This window comes from Pseudomonas sp. TH41 (assembly GCF_016650695.1).
Lineage (GTDB): Bacteria > Pseudomonadota > Gammaproteobacteria > Pseudomonadales > Pseudomonadaceae > Aquipseudomonas.
The window spans coordinates 2,993,762-3,009,259 of record NZ_JAEKFH010000003.1; the positions used below are offsets into that span (position 1 = coordinate 2,993,762).

A 15,498-nucleotide genomic window follows, 5' to 3' on the forward strand; every position below is an offset into this window, starting at 1 on the left:
TTGGAGTTTAGGCACGATCGGGGGGTTCCGTGATTTTTTGCAAAACATGCATTGAAAACATTGATTTGGCCCCGGCCCGCTTGGGGATAGCGCTTTGTCTATGCTTTGGCTTGAGGCGCGCCTTGCCAGTCGGGTATAGGCAGCGCCAGAATGCCGCTATCTGCCCCGCCTGATGTAAGGAAGCCCGATGCCTGATCCTGTTGCTGCCAGCTTGCGTCTAGCGCCCGAAGCGCTGACCCGTCCGTTTTCCGCTGAACAGTTCAGCTTCTCTACCACCAATGATCTGGAGCCCTTCCGCGGTGTGCTTGGCCAGGAACGTGCGGTCGAAGCCTTGCAGTTCGGTGTGGCCATGCCACGCCCCGGTTACAACGTCTTCGTCATGGGCGAGCCTGGCACTGGCCGGTTCTCGTTCGTAAAGCGTTATCTGAAAGCCGAAGGCAAGCGCCTGCAGACCCCGGCGGACTGGGTCTACGTCAACAATTTCGATGAACCTCGCGAGCCTCGCGCCCTGGAACTGCCATCGGGCACGGCCAACGCCTTCATCGGTGACATCAACGGTTTGATCGACAACCTGCTGGCGACCTTTCCCGCCGTGTTCGAGCACCCGTCCTACCAGCAGAAGAAAAGTGCTATCGACCGCGCCTTCAACCAGCGCTATGACAAAGCACTGGACGTGATCGAACGTCTGGCGCTGGAGAAGGAAGTCGCGCTTTACCGCGACGCCAGCAACATCGCGTTCACCCCGATGAGCGAAGGCAAGGCGCTGGACGAAGCGGAGTTCGCTCAGTTGCCCGAGGTGGATCGCGAGCGTTTCCACGAAGACATTTCCTGGCTGGAAGAGCGGCTGAATGAAGAGCTCGCCAGCCTGCCGCAATGGAAGCGTGAGTCGAGCAATCAACTGCGCCACCTCAACGAAGAAACCATCACGCTGGCCTTGCAGCCTTTGCTCTCTCCGCTGTCGGAAAAATACGCCGAAAACGCGGCCGTCTGCGGCTACCTGCAAGCGATGCAGGTTTACCTGCTCAAGACCGTTGTCGAGCAATTGGTCGACGACAGCAAGGTTGATGCCGTTGCCCGCAAGATGCTGGAAGAACAATACGCGCCGAGTCTGGTGGTGGGTCATTCGTTCAGCGGCGGTGCGCCGGTGGTGTTCGAGCCGCATCCGACCTATGAAAACCTGTTCGGTCGTATCGAATACAGCACCGACCAGGGCGCGCTATACACCACCTATCGCCAACTGCGTCCGGGGGCCTTGCACCGCGCCAACGGCGGTTTCCTGATCCTTGAAGCGGATAAAATGCTCAGCGAACCGTTCGTGTGGGATGCGCTCAAGCGCGCCCTGCAATCGCGCAAGCTGAAAATGGAATCGCCGCTGGGTGAACTGGGCCGACTGGCGACCGTTACGCTGACGCCGCAACACATTCCGTTGCAGGTCAAAGTCGTCATCATCGGCGCCCGGCAGCTTTATTACACCCTGCAAGACCTCGATCCGGACTTCCAGGAGTTGTTCCGCGTCCTGGTGGATTTCGACGAAGACATCCCGATGGTCGACGAGAGCCTGGAGCAGTTCGCCCAGTTGCTCAAAACCCGGACCTCCGAAGAAGGCATGGCGCCGCTGACCGCCGATGCGGTGGCGCGACTGGCGACCTACAGCGCTCGCTTGGCTGAGCATCAAGGGCGTTTGTCCGCGCGAATCGGTGATCTATTCCAACTGGTCAGCGAAGCAGATTTCATTCGCCACCTGGCGAGTGACGAAATGACCGACGCCGGGCACATCGAACGTGCGCTCAAGGCCAAGGCCACGCGCACCGGGCGCGTCTCGGCGCGGATTCTTGATGACATGCTGGCCGGGATCATCCTGATCGACACCGATGGCGCAGCCGTCGGCAAGTGCAACGGGCTGACAGTGCTGGAAGTCGGTGACTCGGCGTTCGGTGTGCCGGCGCGGATTTCCGCCACGGTGTATCCGGGCGGCAGCGGCATCGTCGACATCGAGCGTGAGGTCAACCTCGGCCAGCCGATTCACTCCAAAGGCGTGATGATCCTCACCGGGTACCTGGGCAGCCGTTACGCCCAGGAATTCCCGCTGGCGATTTCCGCCAGTATCGCGCTGGAGCAGTCCTACGGTTACGTCGATGGCGACAGCGCGTCGCTGGGCGAGGCTTGCACATTAATCTCGGCGCTCTCGAAAACGCCGCTCAAGCAATGTTTTGCGATCACCGGCTCGATTAACCAGTTCGGGGAAGTGCAGGCGGTGGGCGGGGTCAACGAGAAAATCGAAGGCTTCTTCCGGCTCTGCGAAGCCCGCGGGCTGACCGGTGAGCAGGGGGCGATCATTCCTCAGGCAAACGTGGCCACGCTGATGCTGGACGAGAAGGTGCTGGCAGCGGTGCGTGCGGGGCAGTTCCACGTATACGCGGTACGCCAGGCTGATGAGGCGTTGAGTCTGTTGGTCGGCGAGCCGGCGGGAGCGCCGGACGAGAACGGCGAATTCCCTGAAGGCAGCGTCAACGCGCGGGTGGTGGAACGTCTGCGGGTGATCGCGGAAATGATCAGCGAAGATGACCTCAAGGAAGCCGAAAAAGAAGCGGCGCAGGAAGCACTGGTCGAAGCCAAGCCGGCCTGACGCACACTGGACTTGAGATCTCACAAAGCAAATGTGGGAGCGGGCTTGCTCGCGAAAGCGGTTTTTCATTCAACAGAAATGTTGGCTGATACACCGCATTCGCGAGCAAGCCCGCTCCCACATTTTTATCGGTGCTGAACTCACAAAGTGCCATCACACTGACGTCAATATTCACACAATGACCATTCGGCGCCTTCTGGTCTTAGTTGACGTGCTAGTCAGACTTTTCTTCTATTCTCAGCTCAAGGATATCGACAGTAATCACTGGATCGAGACAGCCTTCCCGTGGGGGCTGAATACCGGATCTACCGAGGGTCGCCGCCATGTCGCGCAACCTCTGCCTCACCCGTCAATGCTTGGGTCTAGTGACCCGTATCGAATGTTCCATCCGCCCATTGGCGGGGGATACGGGCATGTGGACCTTGCTCTTCGCTGCCGGAATGGCCGGCGAACAACCTTCAGCCATCAAGGCCCAAGGCCCGTTTCACGGCCCTTTCGTGGCGGAATCGATTCTCGACACTATTGTTGAAAGCCTGACGCTGCACGGCTATGAGCTGGCCGATGATCCGCAAATCTGGTGCCTGCATCTTCAAGCCCAGTTGCGGGAAATCAACGGTGGTCGGTACCGCACTTTCGGCGGCTCCTGATTTCGCGTCCGTATTGTTGAGCAGGCTATTGGGCAAGGTGGGAGGTGTCAGCCTTGTCGAGTTTGACCTCGAAACCATATTGCACGGTGGTGAGGTCGGTTCGTTGATAGGTTTCCAGTCGACTGGGCTGCCCGTAGAAGTAATGCACGCCGAACAAGGCCGGGCCTTCGGCGCTGGCATCGTGGCTGACCGAAAGAATTTCCTTCAGATAATTGCCGCTTTCGTCCCTGGCGAAAAATCGCCAGTCCTGGGCGGGAAACAGCTTTTGATCAACCACCAGCGCGTTGCCTTTGAGCTCCAGGCCCTTGGGCAGTTGGTGGGCGTCGATCGTGTTTTTCTCAACCGTGGCCAGGAATAGCGGCATGGAGCCCACCGCGTAAGCCGGCGTTTCAGGAAACAGGTTCAGGTCGTAGGTAATGGTGCCGCGCAGCGGATCGACCTGGTAAGCCTCCGGTGGCAATTCGATAGGCTCATCGCGTTTACCGTTGCTGTCCTCGGTGAAGAAACTGACCGGGCTTTCGCCAGGGCTGAAGGACGTGCCGAGCAACTCATCATTGAAGCTTTTGGGGTGATCGAACTCGATACGGACGGCGCTCGGGTCATCGACTGACTGGCTGATGCTGACACTCTTTTTCAGTTGCTCCTCACCCAGTGTTGCACCCTTGAGCCAGTTCGGGGCCTGATCGTCGTACACCACTACCGGCAGCGAGAGTGGCTGAATGGTTTTCGCCGTGGTGTTGCGGTCGAAGCGCCGTATCGGCAGGTTCAGGTTTTTTCGGGTCACCGTAGCGGCTGAAAAATCCAGCACGCTGACTTCCAGAGTGTCGATCGGCCCATTGAAATACACCTTGGTGTAATGGTGGTTCTGTTGCTTTTCAAAGGTGCGCTGTTCTTCATCGATCTGTTTTTCGAACGCTTCGCTCCAGGCCTTCTGTTGCTGCATTTTCGCCAGTTGTTTTTGATAAAAGGCGATTTGGGTGGCGGTTTCGTTGATCGAGCCTGAGCGCGAGAGGAATTGCCCGGTGGAGTCCCTGGCCTGGACGATCAGCGGGTTCAGCGGGGTTTCGCTGACCTCGGGCGCCAGCGGTGCAGTGTTGTTGAATTCGACTTCGGCGTAATTGTTTGCAAGTTTCAGCAGCGTGACGCTGAGGTTGTCGTTGGTGCGAGTCTGGCCAACGTCCTTTTTCGTCAAGTCGAAGCTGTAGAGTCTGCGCGGCGCAATGACTTCTACTTTGCCTTGCAGGCTGACGGGTTGCGGCTGGTTCTTGTTGTCGATCTGCAGGCCTTCGATGAAGGGGTAGGACACCGTCAGGTCGTCGGGGTTGGTCAGGTTGGAGCTCGACGGGCTCAGTTGAATGCCTGGATCGGTTTCCGACCATTCCGGCTGGAACGGAATCACGCGTTTGTTGCTCAGGGTTACCGACTGCCATTCCAGGCCGTGGGGGAACAGAAATGCGGCCGGTATACTGAAGTTGAAGGGGAACACCGGTTGCAGGTCGGTCAGGTAATCAGAGCCGGAGTCTTTGTGCAGCACGAACAGACCGTTGATGTAGGTGTCGACCAGGGCCTGCGGGGTGGGGTAGTGCTTGAGTACGGCGAGTACGTCTTCACCGTATTCGGTTTCCACCGGTTTGCTGTCGAGCTTGAGCTGCGCACGTTCGAGCAATAACAGTGAACCACCGAGTTCGGCCACGGCATCCTTGAGTTTCGGATCGGCAATCGCATCCAGGGATTTCTCGAACTGTGCGGTTTTTTCCTCGAGGCTGAGCTGGCGCTTCTCGTCGCTGGGTGAGCAGCCGCTTATCAGCAGGGCCAGGCAAAGTCCGGCACTCATTAAAGGCAATCGCACATCCATTTCCAGTCTTCCTGTCCGATGTCACTTAGGTGTCAATGCTTTGGACACTAGCAGAAAAACCTTGTCACACACGCGCAGGTGGCGGATTTCCCAACGGTTTCTGGGTGTGACGGGCCGCTGTTATACTCGCGGCCATTTCCAGTCCACCTGTGAGATTCAATGGAACGCTTTATCGAAAATACAATGTACGCCTCCCGCTGGCTGCTGGCTCCGATCTACTTTGGCTTGTCCCTGGGGCTGCTGGCCCTGGCGCTGAAATTCTTCCAGGAAGTGTTTCACGTCATCCCTAACGTTTTTTCGATGGCTGAGTCGGACCTGATTCTGGTGCTTCTGTCGTTGATCGACATGGCGCTGGTGGGCGGTTTGCTGGTGATGGTGATGATTTCGGGGTACGAGAACTTCGTCTCTCAGCTGGACATCGATGAAAGCAAGGAGAAACTCAACTGGCTCGGCACCATGGACTCGTCTTCGCTGAAGATGAAAGTGGCCGCGTCCATCGTGGCGATTTCGTCCATCCACCTGCTGCGGATTTTCATGGACGCCAAGAACGTCGATCCCGAGCATCTGAAGTGGTACGTGATCATTCACATGACTTTTGTAATCTCGGCGTTTGCCATGGGTTATCTGGATAAGCTGACCAAGCACTGATCTACACAACCCCTGTGGGAGCGAGCAGGCTCGCTCCCACAGGGGGATTTGCTCGAACCGGACGGGCGGTGTCGTTTTTGCCTTGTACTTTGATGCTCCGAGGCATATGCCTGTAAGTATCTTGGCTCGACACTGTATGAGGTGCCTACATGAACTTCGAAGAGTTGCGTGCTTATGCCATCGCCGGGAAAGTCGATGAGCTGAACCTGATTTCCATGGAAGGCGGGATCTACCTGCTGGAGGCACGCATGCATGGCGCTGCGTATCCCTTGAGCGACGCCCGGGGCCAGATGTTTCACCTGCGCTCGGTCGAGCATGCACGTGAAGTGATTCATGCCTTTCCCACCTTGCCATTCAACCTTGTGCACACCTCGGTGCATGACGAAATGTGCGGGCTCGTTGCCAATGCAGAGGAAAGCCTGAAGGTGCCGATCGCCTTCCGTACTGTCTGGCAGCGTTGACGCCTCTCATCAGCGCGATGACATCTGTGCTAGTCTGCTGGCCCTTTTGGTTCCGGGCGCGCGCCGGGACGCGCTGTGCACGCACGGCAAGTTCCTGGGCCGTCCGCACAGCGGAGCAGTGTCATGTCCGAAGTAAATCTGTCCACCGACGAAACCCGCGTCAGCTACGGTATTGGCCGTCAGTTGGGCGACCAGCTGCGCGACAACCCGCCACCGGGCGTTAGCCTGGACGCGATCCTGGCAGGTCTGACCGACGCTTTCGCCGGCAAGCCAAGTCGTGTGGGTCAGGAAGAAATGTCCGCGAGCTTCAAAGTAATTCGCGAAATCATGCAAGCCGAAGCGGCTGCCAAAGCTGAAGCGGCTGCTGGCGAAGGCCTGGCCTTCCTGGCTGAAAACGCCAAGCGTGACGGCATCACCACCCTGGCTTCGGGCCTGCAATTCGAAGTGCTGACTCAAGGTGAAGGCGCCAAGCCAACCCGTGAAGATCAAGTGCGCACTCACTACCACGGCACCCTGATCGACGGCACTGTATTCGACAGCTCCTACGATCGTGGTCAGCCTGCAGAATTCCCGGTTGGCGGCGTGATCGCTGGCTGGACCGAAGCCCTGCAACTGATGAACGCCGGTAGCAAATGGCGTCTGTATGTGCCGAGCGAACTGGCTTACGGCGCTCAAGGCGTTGGCAGCATCCCGCCGCACAGCGTTCTGGTATTCGACGTCGAATTGCTCGACGTTCTGTAAGACCTGAGTGTCGGAACGGGCTCGGTCATGTGGGAGCGGGCTTGCTCGCGAAGGCGGTATGTCATTCAACGATGATGTTGAATATCATGGCCTCTTCGCGAGCAAGCCCGCTCCCACAGGGCTCGCTCCGACATGTTGCATTTTCATAGTTCGATGTTGTGCTGCAGTTCACTGGTCGGGCGCAATGCCCGGGCATAGCAGAACAGAAACAGATTGCGCACCAGTTCCTTGAGCACTACCGGCTCGCTGGAACTCAAGCCGTTGACGTCCAGGTCACCCTGATCCTGCAGTTCGTTCAAGGCTTCTTCTTCAAGCACCGCACAGACTTCCCCTGTTTCCCGATGCAGGATCCTGAGGTAAGGGTGTGGGCGGTCCAGCCATGCATCGATCAAATAAGTCATGTCTCATCTCCATTGATTTGGATTTCAATGAGAATAATTCTTATTCATCAAATAGCAAGGGCCTATTGGCGGTTTGCTTTTTTTCTGGGTAAAGGGTGCGTAGGGTCAAAACGACTGGCGTTTGGCTATTGCGAGGTAATGCCGGGCGAAGCGGGGGAGGGTGAGGCACCATCCCACGCCGGGCGCAGGATGGAATACAGCAGATTCAGACTTTTCTGACGAATTCGGATTTGAGCTTCATCGGGCCGATGCCGTCGATTTTGCAATCGATGTCGTGGTCGCCATCGCACAGGCGGATGTTCTTGACCTTGGTGCCGACCTTGACCACCAGCGACGTACCTTTGACCTTGAGGTCCTTGATCACGGTGATGGTGTCGCCGTCCTGCAGGACGTTGCCGACCGAATCTTTTTTCACGGTGTCATCGGACGCCACTTCGGCTTCGCCACCGGCGGACCATTCGTGGGCGCACTCGGGGCAGATCAACTGCGCGCCGTCTTCATAGGTGTATTCGGAATTGCATTTTGGGCAGGGTGGCAACGTGCTCACTAAAGCTCCTTGGATTCAGGATCGCTAAAAAGCGCACATTATATAGGGTTTTATTACGAGGGACGCTATTCCTGTAGGAGCGAGCTTGCTCGCGAAGGACGTTAACGATAACGCGTGCATCCAGGATAAACGCGGTGTCCTTGAGTTCTTCGCGAGCAAGCTCGCTCCTACAGAAGTTCGCTTAGTGCGTGCGGGCTACCGCAAATTCGCTCAACTCCACCAGCGCATCGCGATATTCGCTGGCTGGCAGCACGTCGAGGCAGGTGATCGCACGGGCCACATATTGCCGTGCAAGCTGCGCGGTGTAGTCCAGCGAGCCCGAGTCTTCCACGGCTTCGCGGATGCTTTCCAGGTCTTCGATACCGCCTTTCTGGATCGCCTTGCGCACCAATGCGGCTTGCTCGGGCGTACCTTCGCGCATGGTGTAGATCAGCGGCAGGGTCGGTTTGCCTTCGGCCAGATCGTCACCGACATTCTTGCCCAGGGTTTGCGCGTCGCCTTTGTAGTCCAGCAGGTCGTCGACCAGTTGGAAGGCTACACCCAGGTGATCGCCAAAGGTGCGCAGGGCTTCGGCCTGTTCCGGAGTGGCTTCGCAGAGGGCGGCAGCACTGTGGGTCGAGGCTTCAAAGAGCATCGCGGTCTTGCCGCGGATGACTTCCATATAGGTTTCTTCGGTGGTGCTGGCGTCACGAACCTTGGACAGCTGCAACACTTCGCCTTCGGCGATGATGCGCGTGGCTTGCGAAAGGATCTTCATCACCGGCATGGAGCCCAGTTCGACCATCATTTCGAAGGAGCGTGAATACAGGAAATCGCCGACCAGGACACTTGGCGCGTTGCCCCACATGGCGTTGGCGGTCGAGCGGCCACGGCGCATGCCGGACATGTCGACCACGTCGTCGTGCAGCAGGGTAGCGGTGTGCAGGAACTCAATGGTCGCGGCCAGCAGACGCAGGTCGTCGCCTTCGCGCCCCAGCGCCTTGCCACACAGCAACACTAATAAAGGACGCAGGCGTTTGCCGCCGGCCGAGGTAATGTAATCGCCGATTTTCGAAACCAGCGGCACTCGGGAAGTCAGCTGTTTCTTGATGATGCCGTCGACGGCGCTAAAATCGTCCGCCACCGCGCGGTAAAAAGCTTGGGGTTGCATCAGCGACAGTTGCTCCAGAAGGGTTGCGCGGCATGCTAGGACCCGCGTCGGCGGGTGTCAAGGCGCGATGGACGGCCTCTTGCATCGCCTCGGCAGCTTGCGTACAATCGCGCACCCTGAACTTCCTGGGCAGCACCTGCCTTACGCAATTGCAAACAGGCCTTCCAGCCCAATGCAGCCATGCCAGCCAATACCTCTTCTTATAAAGAGCTGGGTGAGCAGGATTATCGGAGAAATACCATGTCGTACGCAGTAATTGTTACTGGTGGCAAGCAATACAAGGTCGCCCCAGGTGAATACCTGAAGATCGAAAAACTGGAAATCGCTACCGGCGAATCCGTTACTTTTGATCGCGTTCTGTTGGTCGCCAATGGCGATGACGTGAACATCGGCGCTCCAGTTGTTGCTGGCGCTACCGTTGTGGCTGAAGTGATCTCCCAAGGTCGTCACGATAAAGTCCGCATCATCAAGTTCCGTCGTCGTAAGCACCACATGAAGCGTATGGGCCACCGCCAGTGGTACACCGAGATCAAAATCACCGGTATTCAGGCTTAATTTCAGCCTAATTCCTCACTAGGAGAATTGACTCATGGCACACAAAAAAGCTGGTGGTAGTACCCGTAACGGTCGCGACTCAGAAGCCAAACGCCTTGGCGTGAAGATGTATGGCGGCCAGGTTATCATTCCGGGCAACATCATCGTGCGTCAGCGCGGCACCCAATTCCACGCCGGTTACGGTGTTGGCATGGGTAAAGATCACACTCTGTTCGCTAAAATCGACGGCGTGATCAAGTTCGAAGTAAAAGGCGCTTTCAACCGCCGTTACGTGAGCATTGTCCCGAAGACTGAAGTCGTCGCGGCATAATTACGTAGTTGCTGGAAAAGCCCTGTCTCGCGACGGGGCTTTTTCGTTTGTGGGGTGAGTCTCTTGCAAAGCTGTTTGTAATGGGCTCCAGCGCTGGATTTTGCGGTCGTTGATTGAGGTCGCTGCGCTCATTTTTGCAAGAGTCTTATGTCTTAGTGTTTTTCGGCTCGTCCGTATGACGAGAGGCGTTTTGTTATGAAGTTTGTTGATGAAGTATCGATTCGAGTAAAGGCCGGCGACGGCGGCAACGGTTGCATGAGCTTCCGTCGCGAAAAATTCATTGAAAACGGCGGCCCGAACGGCGGCGACGGTGGTGATGGCGGCTCGGTCTACATGATCGCCGACGAAAACCTCAACACCCTGGTGGACTATCGTTACACCCGGCACTTCGATGCCGAGCGCGGTTCCAACGGCGGCAGCACCGACTGCACCGGTAAGAAAGGTGAAGAGCTGGTGCTGCGTGTTCCAGTCGGCACGACTGTTATCGACTCCGCTACTCAGGAAGTCATCGGCGACCTGACCAAGGCTGGTCAGCGTCTGCTGGTTGCCCATGGCGGCTGGCACGGTCTGGGCAACACCCGTTTCAAATCCAGTACCAACCGTGCTCCGCGTCAGACCACTCCGGGTAAGCCGGGTGAGGCGCGTGACCTCAAGCTGGAAATGAAGGTGTTGGCGGACGTTGGTCTGCTGGGCTTGCCGAACGCTGGCAAAAGTACCTTCATTCGTTCCGTATCGGCTGCCAAGCCGAAAGTCGCCGACTACCCGTTCACCACGCTGGTGCCGAACCTGGGTGTGGTCTCGGTCGATCGCTGGAAAAGCTTTGTGGTTGCGGACATTCCTGGCCTGATCGAAGGCGCTTCCGACGGCGCGGGCCTGGGGATTCGCTTCCTCAAGCACTTGTCGCGTACCCGTTTGCTGCTGCACCTCGTCGATATGGCGCCGCTGGATGATGCCAGCGCTCCAGATGCCGCTGAAGTGATCGTCAGCGAACTGACCAAGTTCAGTCCATCCCTGGCTGAGCGTGATCGTTGGTTGGTATTGAACAAATGCGACCAGATCCTTGAGGAAGAGCACGATGCTCGCGTCAAGGAGATCGTTGATCGCCTGGAATGGACCGGTCCGGTCTACGTGATTTCGGCCATCTCCAAGCTGGGTACTGAGCGTCTGTGCCACGACATCATGCGTTACATGGAAGATCGCGCCGATCGCCTGGCGAATGACCCGGCCTACAAAGAAGAGCTGGCCGATCTCGATCAGCGCATCGAAGACGAAGCCCGTGCCCAGTTGCAGGCGCTGGATGACCAGCGTGCCCTGCGCCGCAGCGGCGTGAAGTCGGTCCATGACATCGGCGACGATGATTGGGACGAAGAAGATGTGGATGACGAAGACGGTCCGGAAATCATTTACGTGCGTGACTGATTCTGTGGGAGCGAGCTTGCTCGCGAAAGGCTCGAGAGCGCCGCGTTGATTCAGTAAGCGCGCGTCATCGTTGGCACCCTTCGCGAGCAAGCTCGCTCCTACAGGCGGTGTTATCATCGCTGGCACGCCGGCTCACTAGGCGCCGCTCAATTGAGCGGCGTTTTAGTATCTGGAAATCGGTAGTCACGAATAACGTTACGGGTAGCGCTGGGTCGCGCTGTCCTCAAGCTAAGGTTGAAGATGATGCGGAGCAAGGTGGCAGGTGCGCAGCGTTGGGTTGTGAAGATCGGCAGCGCGTTGCTGACGGCGGACGGCAAGGGTCTGGATCGCGCGGCAATGGGTGTCTGGGTTGAGCAGATGGTGGCCTTGCATGAGGCGGGCGTCGAGCTGGTGCTGGTGTCCTCCGGGGCTGTGGCTGCGGGCATGAGCCGTCTGGGCTGGACCGTACGACCCAGCGCGATGCACGAGTTGCAGGCCGCTGCCGCCATCGGCCAGATGGGCCTGGTTCAGGCTTGGGAGTCGAGCTTCGCCGAGCATGGTCGGCACACCGCGCAAATTCTCCTGACCCATGATGACTTGTCTGACCGCAAGCGCTACCTGAATGCTCGCAGCACCTTGCGTGCGCTGGTTGAGCTGAAGGTGATCCCGGTGATCAACGAGAACGACACCGTGGTCACCGACGAGATCCGATTTGGCGATAACGACACGCTTGCGGCGCTGGTGGCGAACCTCGTCGAGGCTGACTTGCTGGTGATCCTCACGGATCGTGACGGCATGTTCGACGCTGATCCCCGCAACAATCCCGGCGCCAACCTGATTTACGAGGCGCGCGCCGATGATCCGGCGCTGGATGCGGTGGCGGGGGGTACTGGCGGTGCCTTGGGGCGCGGCGGGATGCAGACCAAATTGCGTGCGGCGCGTCTGGCGGCTCGTTCTGGGGCTCATACCATCATCGTCGGCGGGCGCCTTGAACGTGTACTGGATCGCCTGAAGGCGGGCGAGCGCATCGGCACCTTGCTGTCGCCGGAGCGCGGCCTGTTGGCAGCGCGCAAGCAGTGGCTGGCCGGGCATCTGCAAACCCGAGGCACGCTGGTGCTGGACGCGGGTGCGGTGACGGCGTTGTCCCAGGGCAACAAAAGTTTGCTGCCGGTCGGCGTCAAACTGGTTCAGGGCAGCTTCCGTCGCGGCGAAATGGTGGTATGCGTGGCGCCGGACGGTCGTGAAATCGCTCGCGGACTGGCCAATTACAGCGCGCTGGAAGCACAAAAAATCATCGGTCAGTCGTCAGAGGCGATTGTCGGTCTGTTGGGTTACATGGCAGAGCCTGAACTGGTTCATCGCGATAACCTGATCCTGGTCTGAAGGAATACCTGAATGCGCGTGGCAAAAGGATTATTGGGTCTGCTGCTGGCAATGCCGCTGCTGGCTTCGGCTGAGGAAATTGGTCAGGTATCGACGGTGTTCAAATTTGTCGGCCCGAACGACCGTATTATCGTCGAAGCGTTTGATGATCCGAAGGTCGAGGGTGTGACCTGCTACCTGTCGCGAGCCAAGACGGGCGGGGTGAAGGGTGGCCTGGGTCTGGCCGAAGATCGCGCTGAAGCGTCTATCGCTTGTCGTCAGGTCGGGCCGATCAACTTCAAGGGTGAGCTGAAGGATGGCGAAGAGGTGTTCAAGGAGCGTACGTCGCTGGTGTTCAAGACCATGCAGGTGGTGCGCTTCCTCGACAAGAAGCGCAATACGCTGGTGTACCTGGTCTACAGCGACCGGTTGATCGAAGGCAGCCCGCAGAATGCAGTGACGGCGATACCAATTCTGCCGTGGACGCACGCCCAGTAAGTTAACAAAGATCCAAAATGTGGGAGCGGGCTTGCTCGCGAAGACGGAGTATCAGTCAATACAGATGTCGACTGATACACCGCTTTCGCGAGCAAGCCCGCTCCCACATTTTTTTTGCGATGTGTTTGCCAAATCGCAGGCAATAAAAAACCGACCCAGGGGTCGGTTTTTTAACAAGCTTATCGCTTATGCGGCAACAGCAAGGTTCAGAGCCTTGACGTGACCGTTCAGGCGGCTCTTATGACGAGCTGCCTTGTTCTTGTGGATGATGCCTTTATCGGCCATACGGTCGATAACTGGCACAGCCAGAACGTAAGCTGCTTGAGCTTTTTCAGCGTCTTTTGCGTCAATGGCTTTAACTACATTCTTGATGTAGGTACGAACCATGGAACGCAGGCTGGCGTTGTGGCTGCGACGCTTCTCAGCCTGTTTTGCACGTTTTTTGGCGGAAGGTGTGTTGGCCACCGTCGAGCTCCTCGAAAGACTTTTTAGGAAATAGCAAACAAAATAGGCCGCGAATCATGCCGATGAGTTAATGAGTTGTCAAGGGCGGTTGATGCGTCCCGCTGAGTGGTCGATCTAAAGAGGCGGGATATTTATTTCCGGCGCTTGACCTGTAAACTCGCGAGCTTTGGCTCTGTGCTGCTGCGGCGCGGAGTATCGCATAAGTAGGCGCTTTGTTCGCCTGCTGTTTATCGACAGGCACAAACTCTTTCAATGAATCTGCTCAAATCGTTGGCCGCCGTCAGCTCTATCACAATGGTTTCCCGGGTTCTGGGGTTCGTTCGTGACACGCTCATCGCACGTGCATTTGGCGCAGGGATGGCGACTGACGCCTTCTTTATCGCCTTCAAACTGCCCAATTTGCTGCGGCGGATCTTCGCCGAGGGTGCCTTTTCTCAGGCATTCGTGCCGATTCTTGCCGAATATAAAAGCCAAAAAGGTGAGGAGGCGACGCGAACATTCATTGCGTATGTCTCGGGTCTGCTGACGCTGGTGCTGGCGGTAGTCACCGCATTGGGCATGCTGGCTGCGCCGTGGGTCATCTGGGCCACGGCGCCGGGGTTCACCGATACCCCGGAAAAATTCCAGCTGACCTCCAGTCTGTTGCGGGTGACCTTCCCTTATATATTGCTGATCTCCCTGTCTTCATTGGCCGGGGCGATCCTCAATACGTACAACCGCTTCTCGGTGCCGGCCTTCGTGCCGACCCTGCTCAACGTCAGCATGATCATCTTCGCGGTGTTCCTGACGCCGTATTTCGATCCGCCGGTCATGGCCTTGGGCTGGGCGGTTCTGGCGGGTGGCCTGGCGCAATTGCTTTACCAGCTGCCGCACCTGAAAAAAATCGGCATGCTCGTGCTGCCGCGCCTGAATCTGCGCGACAGCGGCGTCTGGCGGGTGATGAAACAGATGCTGCCAGCGATTCTCGGGGTGTCCGTGAGTCAGATTTCGCTGATTATCAACACCATCTTCGCCTCCTATCTGGTGGCCGGCTCCGTGTCCTGGATGTACTACGCCGACCGCTTGATGGAGTTGCCGTCGGGCGTGCTCGGTGTGGCGTTGGGCACGATTCTGCTGCCGACGCTGGCCAAGACTTACGCTGGCAAGGATCGCCAGGAGTACTCGCGAATTCTCGATTGGGGTCTGCGCCTGTGCTTCGTGTTGGTGTTGCCGTGCTCCCTGGCGCTGGGGATCCTGGCCAAGCCACTCACCGTTTCGCTGTTCCAGTACGGCCAGTTCAGTGCGTTTGATGCGGCCATGACGCAGCGGGCGCTGATCGCTTATTCGGTTGGTTTGCTGGGAATTATCGTGATTAAAGTGCTGGCCCCTGGCTTTTATGCGCAACAAAACATCCGTACGCCGGTAAAAATCGCGATTTTTACCCTGATCGTCACCCAGTTGTTCAACCTGGTGTTGATTGGTCCGCTGGCGCATGCTGGCCTGGCCCTGGCCATCAGCGCCGGAGCCTGCATCAACGCCGGGCTGTTGTTTTATCAGCTGCGCAAGCAGCAGATGTACCAGCCACAACCGGGGTGGGCGAAGTTCGGCGCCAAGCTGGTGGTCGCTGTTGTTGTGATGTCCGCGGTGCTGCTGGGTGCGATGCATTTCATGCCCGCCTGGGATCAAGGGCACATGCTTGAACGCTTTTTACGTCTGGGTGCTTTGGTCATCGCAGGTGTGGTGGCATATTTCGGTATGCTGGCGTTGATGGGCTTCCGGTTGCGCGACTTCAATCGCAAGGCCTTGAGCTGAGTCGTTACCTCGATAAACACGGGTGGGCCGGCAGTTTTGTCGG

16 protein-coding genes are annotated in these 15,498 nt (G+C 57.8%); 11 read left to right on the forward strand and 5 right to left on the reverse strand.

Going from position 1 to position 15,498, the window contains the following annotated elements:
* The first annotated feature begins 187 nt into the window (after window positions 1-187).
* Complete coding sequence (locus JFU37_RS16360) at window positions 188-2,626, forward strand: Lon protease family protein (RefSeq protein ID WP_201116267.1); 2,439 nt, start codon at window positions 188-190, stop codon at window positions 2,624-2,626.
* 323 nt (window positions 2,627-2,949) lie between these two features.
* Window positions 2,950-3,273 carry a PA4575 family protein gene (locus JFU37_RS16365; RefSeq protein WP_201116268.1) on the forward strand — a complete coding sequence of 108 codons (324 nt, stop codon included), beginning with the start codon at window positions 2,950-2,952 and terminating at the stop codon, window positions 3,271-3,273.
* A 25-nt stretch (window positions 3,274-3,298) separates the two neighbouring features.
* On the opposite strand, the gene JFU37_RS16370 is transcribed toward JFU37_RS16365, so the two are convergent.
* Window positions 3,299-5,128: a hypothetical protein gene (locus JFU37_RS16370; protein WP_201116270.1), complete on the reverse strand. Its 1,830-nt coding sequence runs from the start codon at window positions 5,126-5,128 to the stop codon at window positions 3,299-3,301.
* Between the two features lie 159 nt (window positions 5,129-5,287).
* On the opposite strand from JFU37_RS16370, the gene JFU37_RS16375 reads away from it, so the two are divergent.
* From JFU37_RS16375 to JFU37_RS16385, 3 genes are all read left to right on the forward strand, one after another.
* A complete protein-coding gene (locus tag JFU37_RS16375; RefSeq protein WP_095166485.1) occupies window positions 5,288-5,776 on the forward strand; it encodes a TIGR00645 family protein in 489 nt (162 codons plus the stop codon).
* Between the two features lie 149 nt (window positions 5,777-5,925).
* The gene (locus JFU37_RS16380; RefSeq protein ID WP_201116272.1) at window positions 5,926-6,237 is read left to right on the forward strand and encodes a DUF6482 family protein; all 312 of its coding nucleotides are present in this window, start codon (window positions 5,926-5,928) and stop codon (window positions 6,235-6,237) included.
* 123 nt (window positions 6,238-6,360) lie between these two features.
* Complete coding sequence (locus JFU37_RS16385; RefSeq protein WP_109634978.1) at window positions 6,361-6,978, forward strand: FKBP-type peptidyl-prolyl cis-trans isomerase; 618 nt, start codon at window positions 6,361-6,363, stop codon at window positions 6,976-6,978.
* A 143-nt stretch (window positions 6,979-7,121) separates the two neighbouring features.
* Here the strand turns inward: JFU37_RS16385 and JFU37_RS16390 are convergent, their stop codons facing one another.
* From JFU37_RS16390 to JFU37_RS16400, 3 genes are all read right to left on the reverse strand, one after another.
* Window positions 7,122-7,379 carry a PA4570 family protein gene (locus JFU37_RS16390; protein WP_201116274.1) on the reverse strand — a complete coding sequence of 86 codons (258 nt, stop codon included), beginning with the start codon at window positions 7,377-7,379 and terminating at the stop codon, window positions 7,122-7,124.
* 205 nt (window positions 7,380-7,584) lie between these two features.
* The gene (locus JFU37_RS16395) at window positions 7,585-7,926 is read right to left on the reverse strand and encodes a zinc ribbon domain-containing protein YjdM (RefSeq protein WP_201116276.1); all 342 of its coding nucleotides are present in this window, start codon (window positions 7,924-7,926) and stop codon (window positions 7,585-7,587) included.
* A 181-nt stretch (window positions 7,927-8,107) separates the two neighbouring features.
* Window positions 8,108-9,076 (reverse strand): polyprenyl synthetase family protein, encoded by a 969-nt coding sequence (locus JFU37_RS16400; RefSeq protein ID WP_201116278.1) that lies wholly within the window; start codon window positions 9,074-9,076, stop codon window positions 8,108-8,110.
* Window positions 9,077-9,316: 240 nt separating this feature from the next.
* Here JFU37_RS16400 and rplU point away from each other — a divergent pair, with 240 nt between their 5' ends.
* The 5 genes from rplU (at window position 9,317) to JFU37_RS16425 (ending at window position 13,199) form a co-directional block, all read left to right on the forward strand.
* Window positions 9,317-9,631, forward strand: a complete 315-nt coding sequence (gene rplU, locus JFU37_RS16405; RefSeq protein ID WP_003176051.1) for a 50S ribosomal protein L21 — start codon at window positions 9,317-9,319, stop codon at window positions 9,629-9,631.
* Between the two features lie 34 nt (window positions 9,632-9,665).
* Window positions 9,666-9,941 (forward strand): 50S ribosomal protein L27, encoded by a 276-nt coding sequence (gene rpmA, locus JFU37_RS16410; protein ID WP_003215862.1) that lies wholly within the window; start codon window positions 9,666-9,668, stop codon window positions 9,939-9,941.
* A gap of 195 nt (window positions 9,942-10,136) precedes the next feature.
* On the forward strand, window positions 10,137-11,360 hold the full coding sequence (cgtA, locus tag JFU37_RS16415; RefSeq protein ID WP_201116282.1) for an Obg family GTPase CgtA: 1,224 nt from the start codon (window positions 10,137-10,139) through the stop codon (window positions 11,358-11,360).
* 243 nt (window positions 11,361-11,603) lie between these two features.
* Complete coding sequence (proB, locus tag JFU37_RS16420; protein ID WP_201116519.1) at window positions 11,604-12,722, forward strand: glutamate 5-kinase; 1,119 nt, start codon at window positions 11,604-11,606, stop codon at window positions 12,720-12,722.
* Window positions 12,723-12,734: 12 nt separating this feature from the next.
* Window positions 12,735-13,199 (forward strand): CreA family protein, encoded by a 465-nt coding sequence (locus JFU37_RS16425; protein ID WP_201116283.1) that lies wholly within the window; start codon window positions 12,735-12,737, stop codon window positions 13,197-13,199.
* A gap of 186 nt (window positions 13,200-13,385) precedes the next feature.
* On the opposite strand, the gene rpsT is transcribed toward JFU37_RS16425, so the two are convergent.
* The gene (gene rpsT / locus JFU37_RS16430; protein WP_008154937.1) at window positions 13,386-13,664 is read right to left on the reverse strand and encodes a 30S ribosomal protein S20; all 279 of its coding nucleotides are present in this window, start codon (window positions 13,662-13,664) and stop codon (window positions 13,386-13,388) included.
* Between the two features lie 252 nt (window positions 13,665-13,916).
* Here rpsT and murJ point away from each other — a divergent pair, with 252 nt between their 5' ends.
* Window positions 13,917-15,455: a murein biosynthesis integral membrane protein MurJ gene (gene murJ, locus JFU37_RS16435; protein WP_201116285.1), complete on the forward strand. Its 1,539-nt coding sequence runs from the start codon at window positions 13,917-13,919 to the stop codon at window positions 15,453-15,455.
* Window positions 15,456-15,498: the final 43 nt, after the last annotated feature.

Bases quoted from the DNA above. Each gene is read 5' to 3' on its own strand.
- JFU37_RS16360 (WP_201116267.1), top strand. From the start codon at position 188: ATGCCTGATCCTGTTGCTGCCAGCTTGCGTCTAGCGCCCGAAGCGCTG.
- JFU37_RS16365 (WP_201116268.1), top strand. From the start codon at position 2,950: ATGTCGCGCAACCTCTGCCTCACCCGTCAATGCTTGGGTCTAGTGACC.
- JFU37_RS16370 (WP_201116270.1), bottom strand. From the start codon at position 5,128: ATGGATGTGCGATTGCCTTTAATGAGTGCCGGACTTTGCCTGGCCCTG.
- JFU37_RS16375 (WP_095166485.1), top strand. From the start codon at position 5,288: ATGGAACGCTTTATCGAAAATACAATGTACGCCTCCCGCTGGCTGCTG.
- JFU37_RS16380 (WP_201116272.1), top strand. From the start codon at position 5,926: ATGAACTTCGAAGAGTTGCGTGCTTATGCCATCGCCGGGAAAGTCGAT.
- JFU37_RS16385 (WP_109634978.1), top strand. From the start codon at position 6,361: ATGTCCGAAGTAAATCTGTCCACCGACGAAACCCGCGTCAGCTACGGT.
- JFU37_RS16390 (WP_201116274.1), bottom strand. From the start codon at position 7,379: ATGACTTATTTGATCGATGCATGGCTGGACCGCCCACACCCTTACCTC.
- JFU37_RS16400 (WP_201116278.1), bottom strand. From the start codon at position 9,076: ATGCAACCCCAAGCTTTTTACCGCGCGGTGGCGGACGATTTTAGCGCC.
- rplU (WP_003176051.1), top strand. From the start codon at position 9,317: ATGTCGTACGCAGTAATTGTTACTGGTGGCAAGCAATACAAGGTCGCC.
- rpmA (WP_003215862.1), top strand. From the start codon at position 9,666: ATGGCACACAAAAAAGCTGGTGGTAGTACCCGTAACGGTCGCGACTCA.
- cgtA (WP_201116282.1), top strand. From the start codon at position 10,137: ATGAAGTTTGTTGATGAAGTATCGATTCGAGTAAAGGCCGGCGACGGC.
- proB (WP_201116519.1), top strand. From the start codon at position 11,604: ATGCGGAGCAAGGTGGCAGGTGCGCAGCGTTGGGTTGTGAAGATCGGC.
- JFU37_RS16425 (WP_201116283.1), top strand. From the start codon at position 12,735: ATGCGCGTGGCAAAAGGATTATTGGGTCTGCTGCTGGCAATGCCGCTG.
- murJ (WP_201116285.1), top strand. From the start codon at position 13,917: ATGAATCTGCTCAAATCGTTGGCCGCCGTCAGCTCTATCACAATGGTT.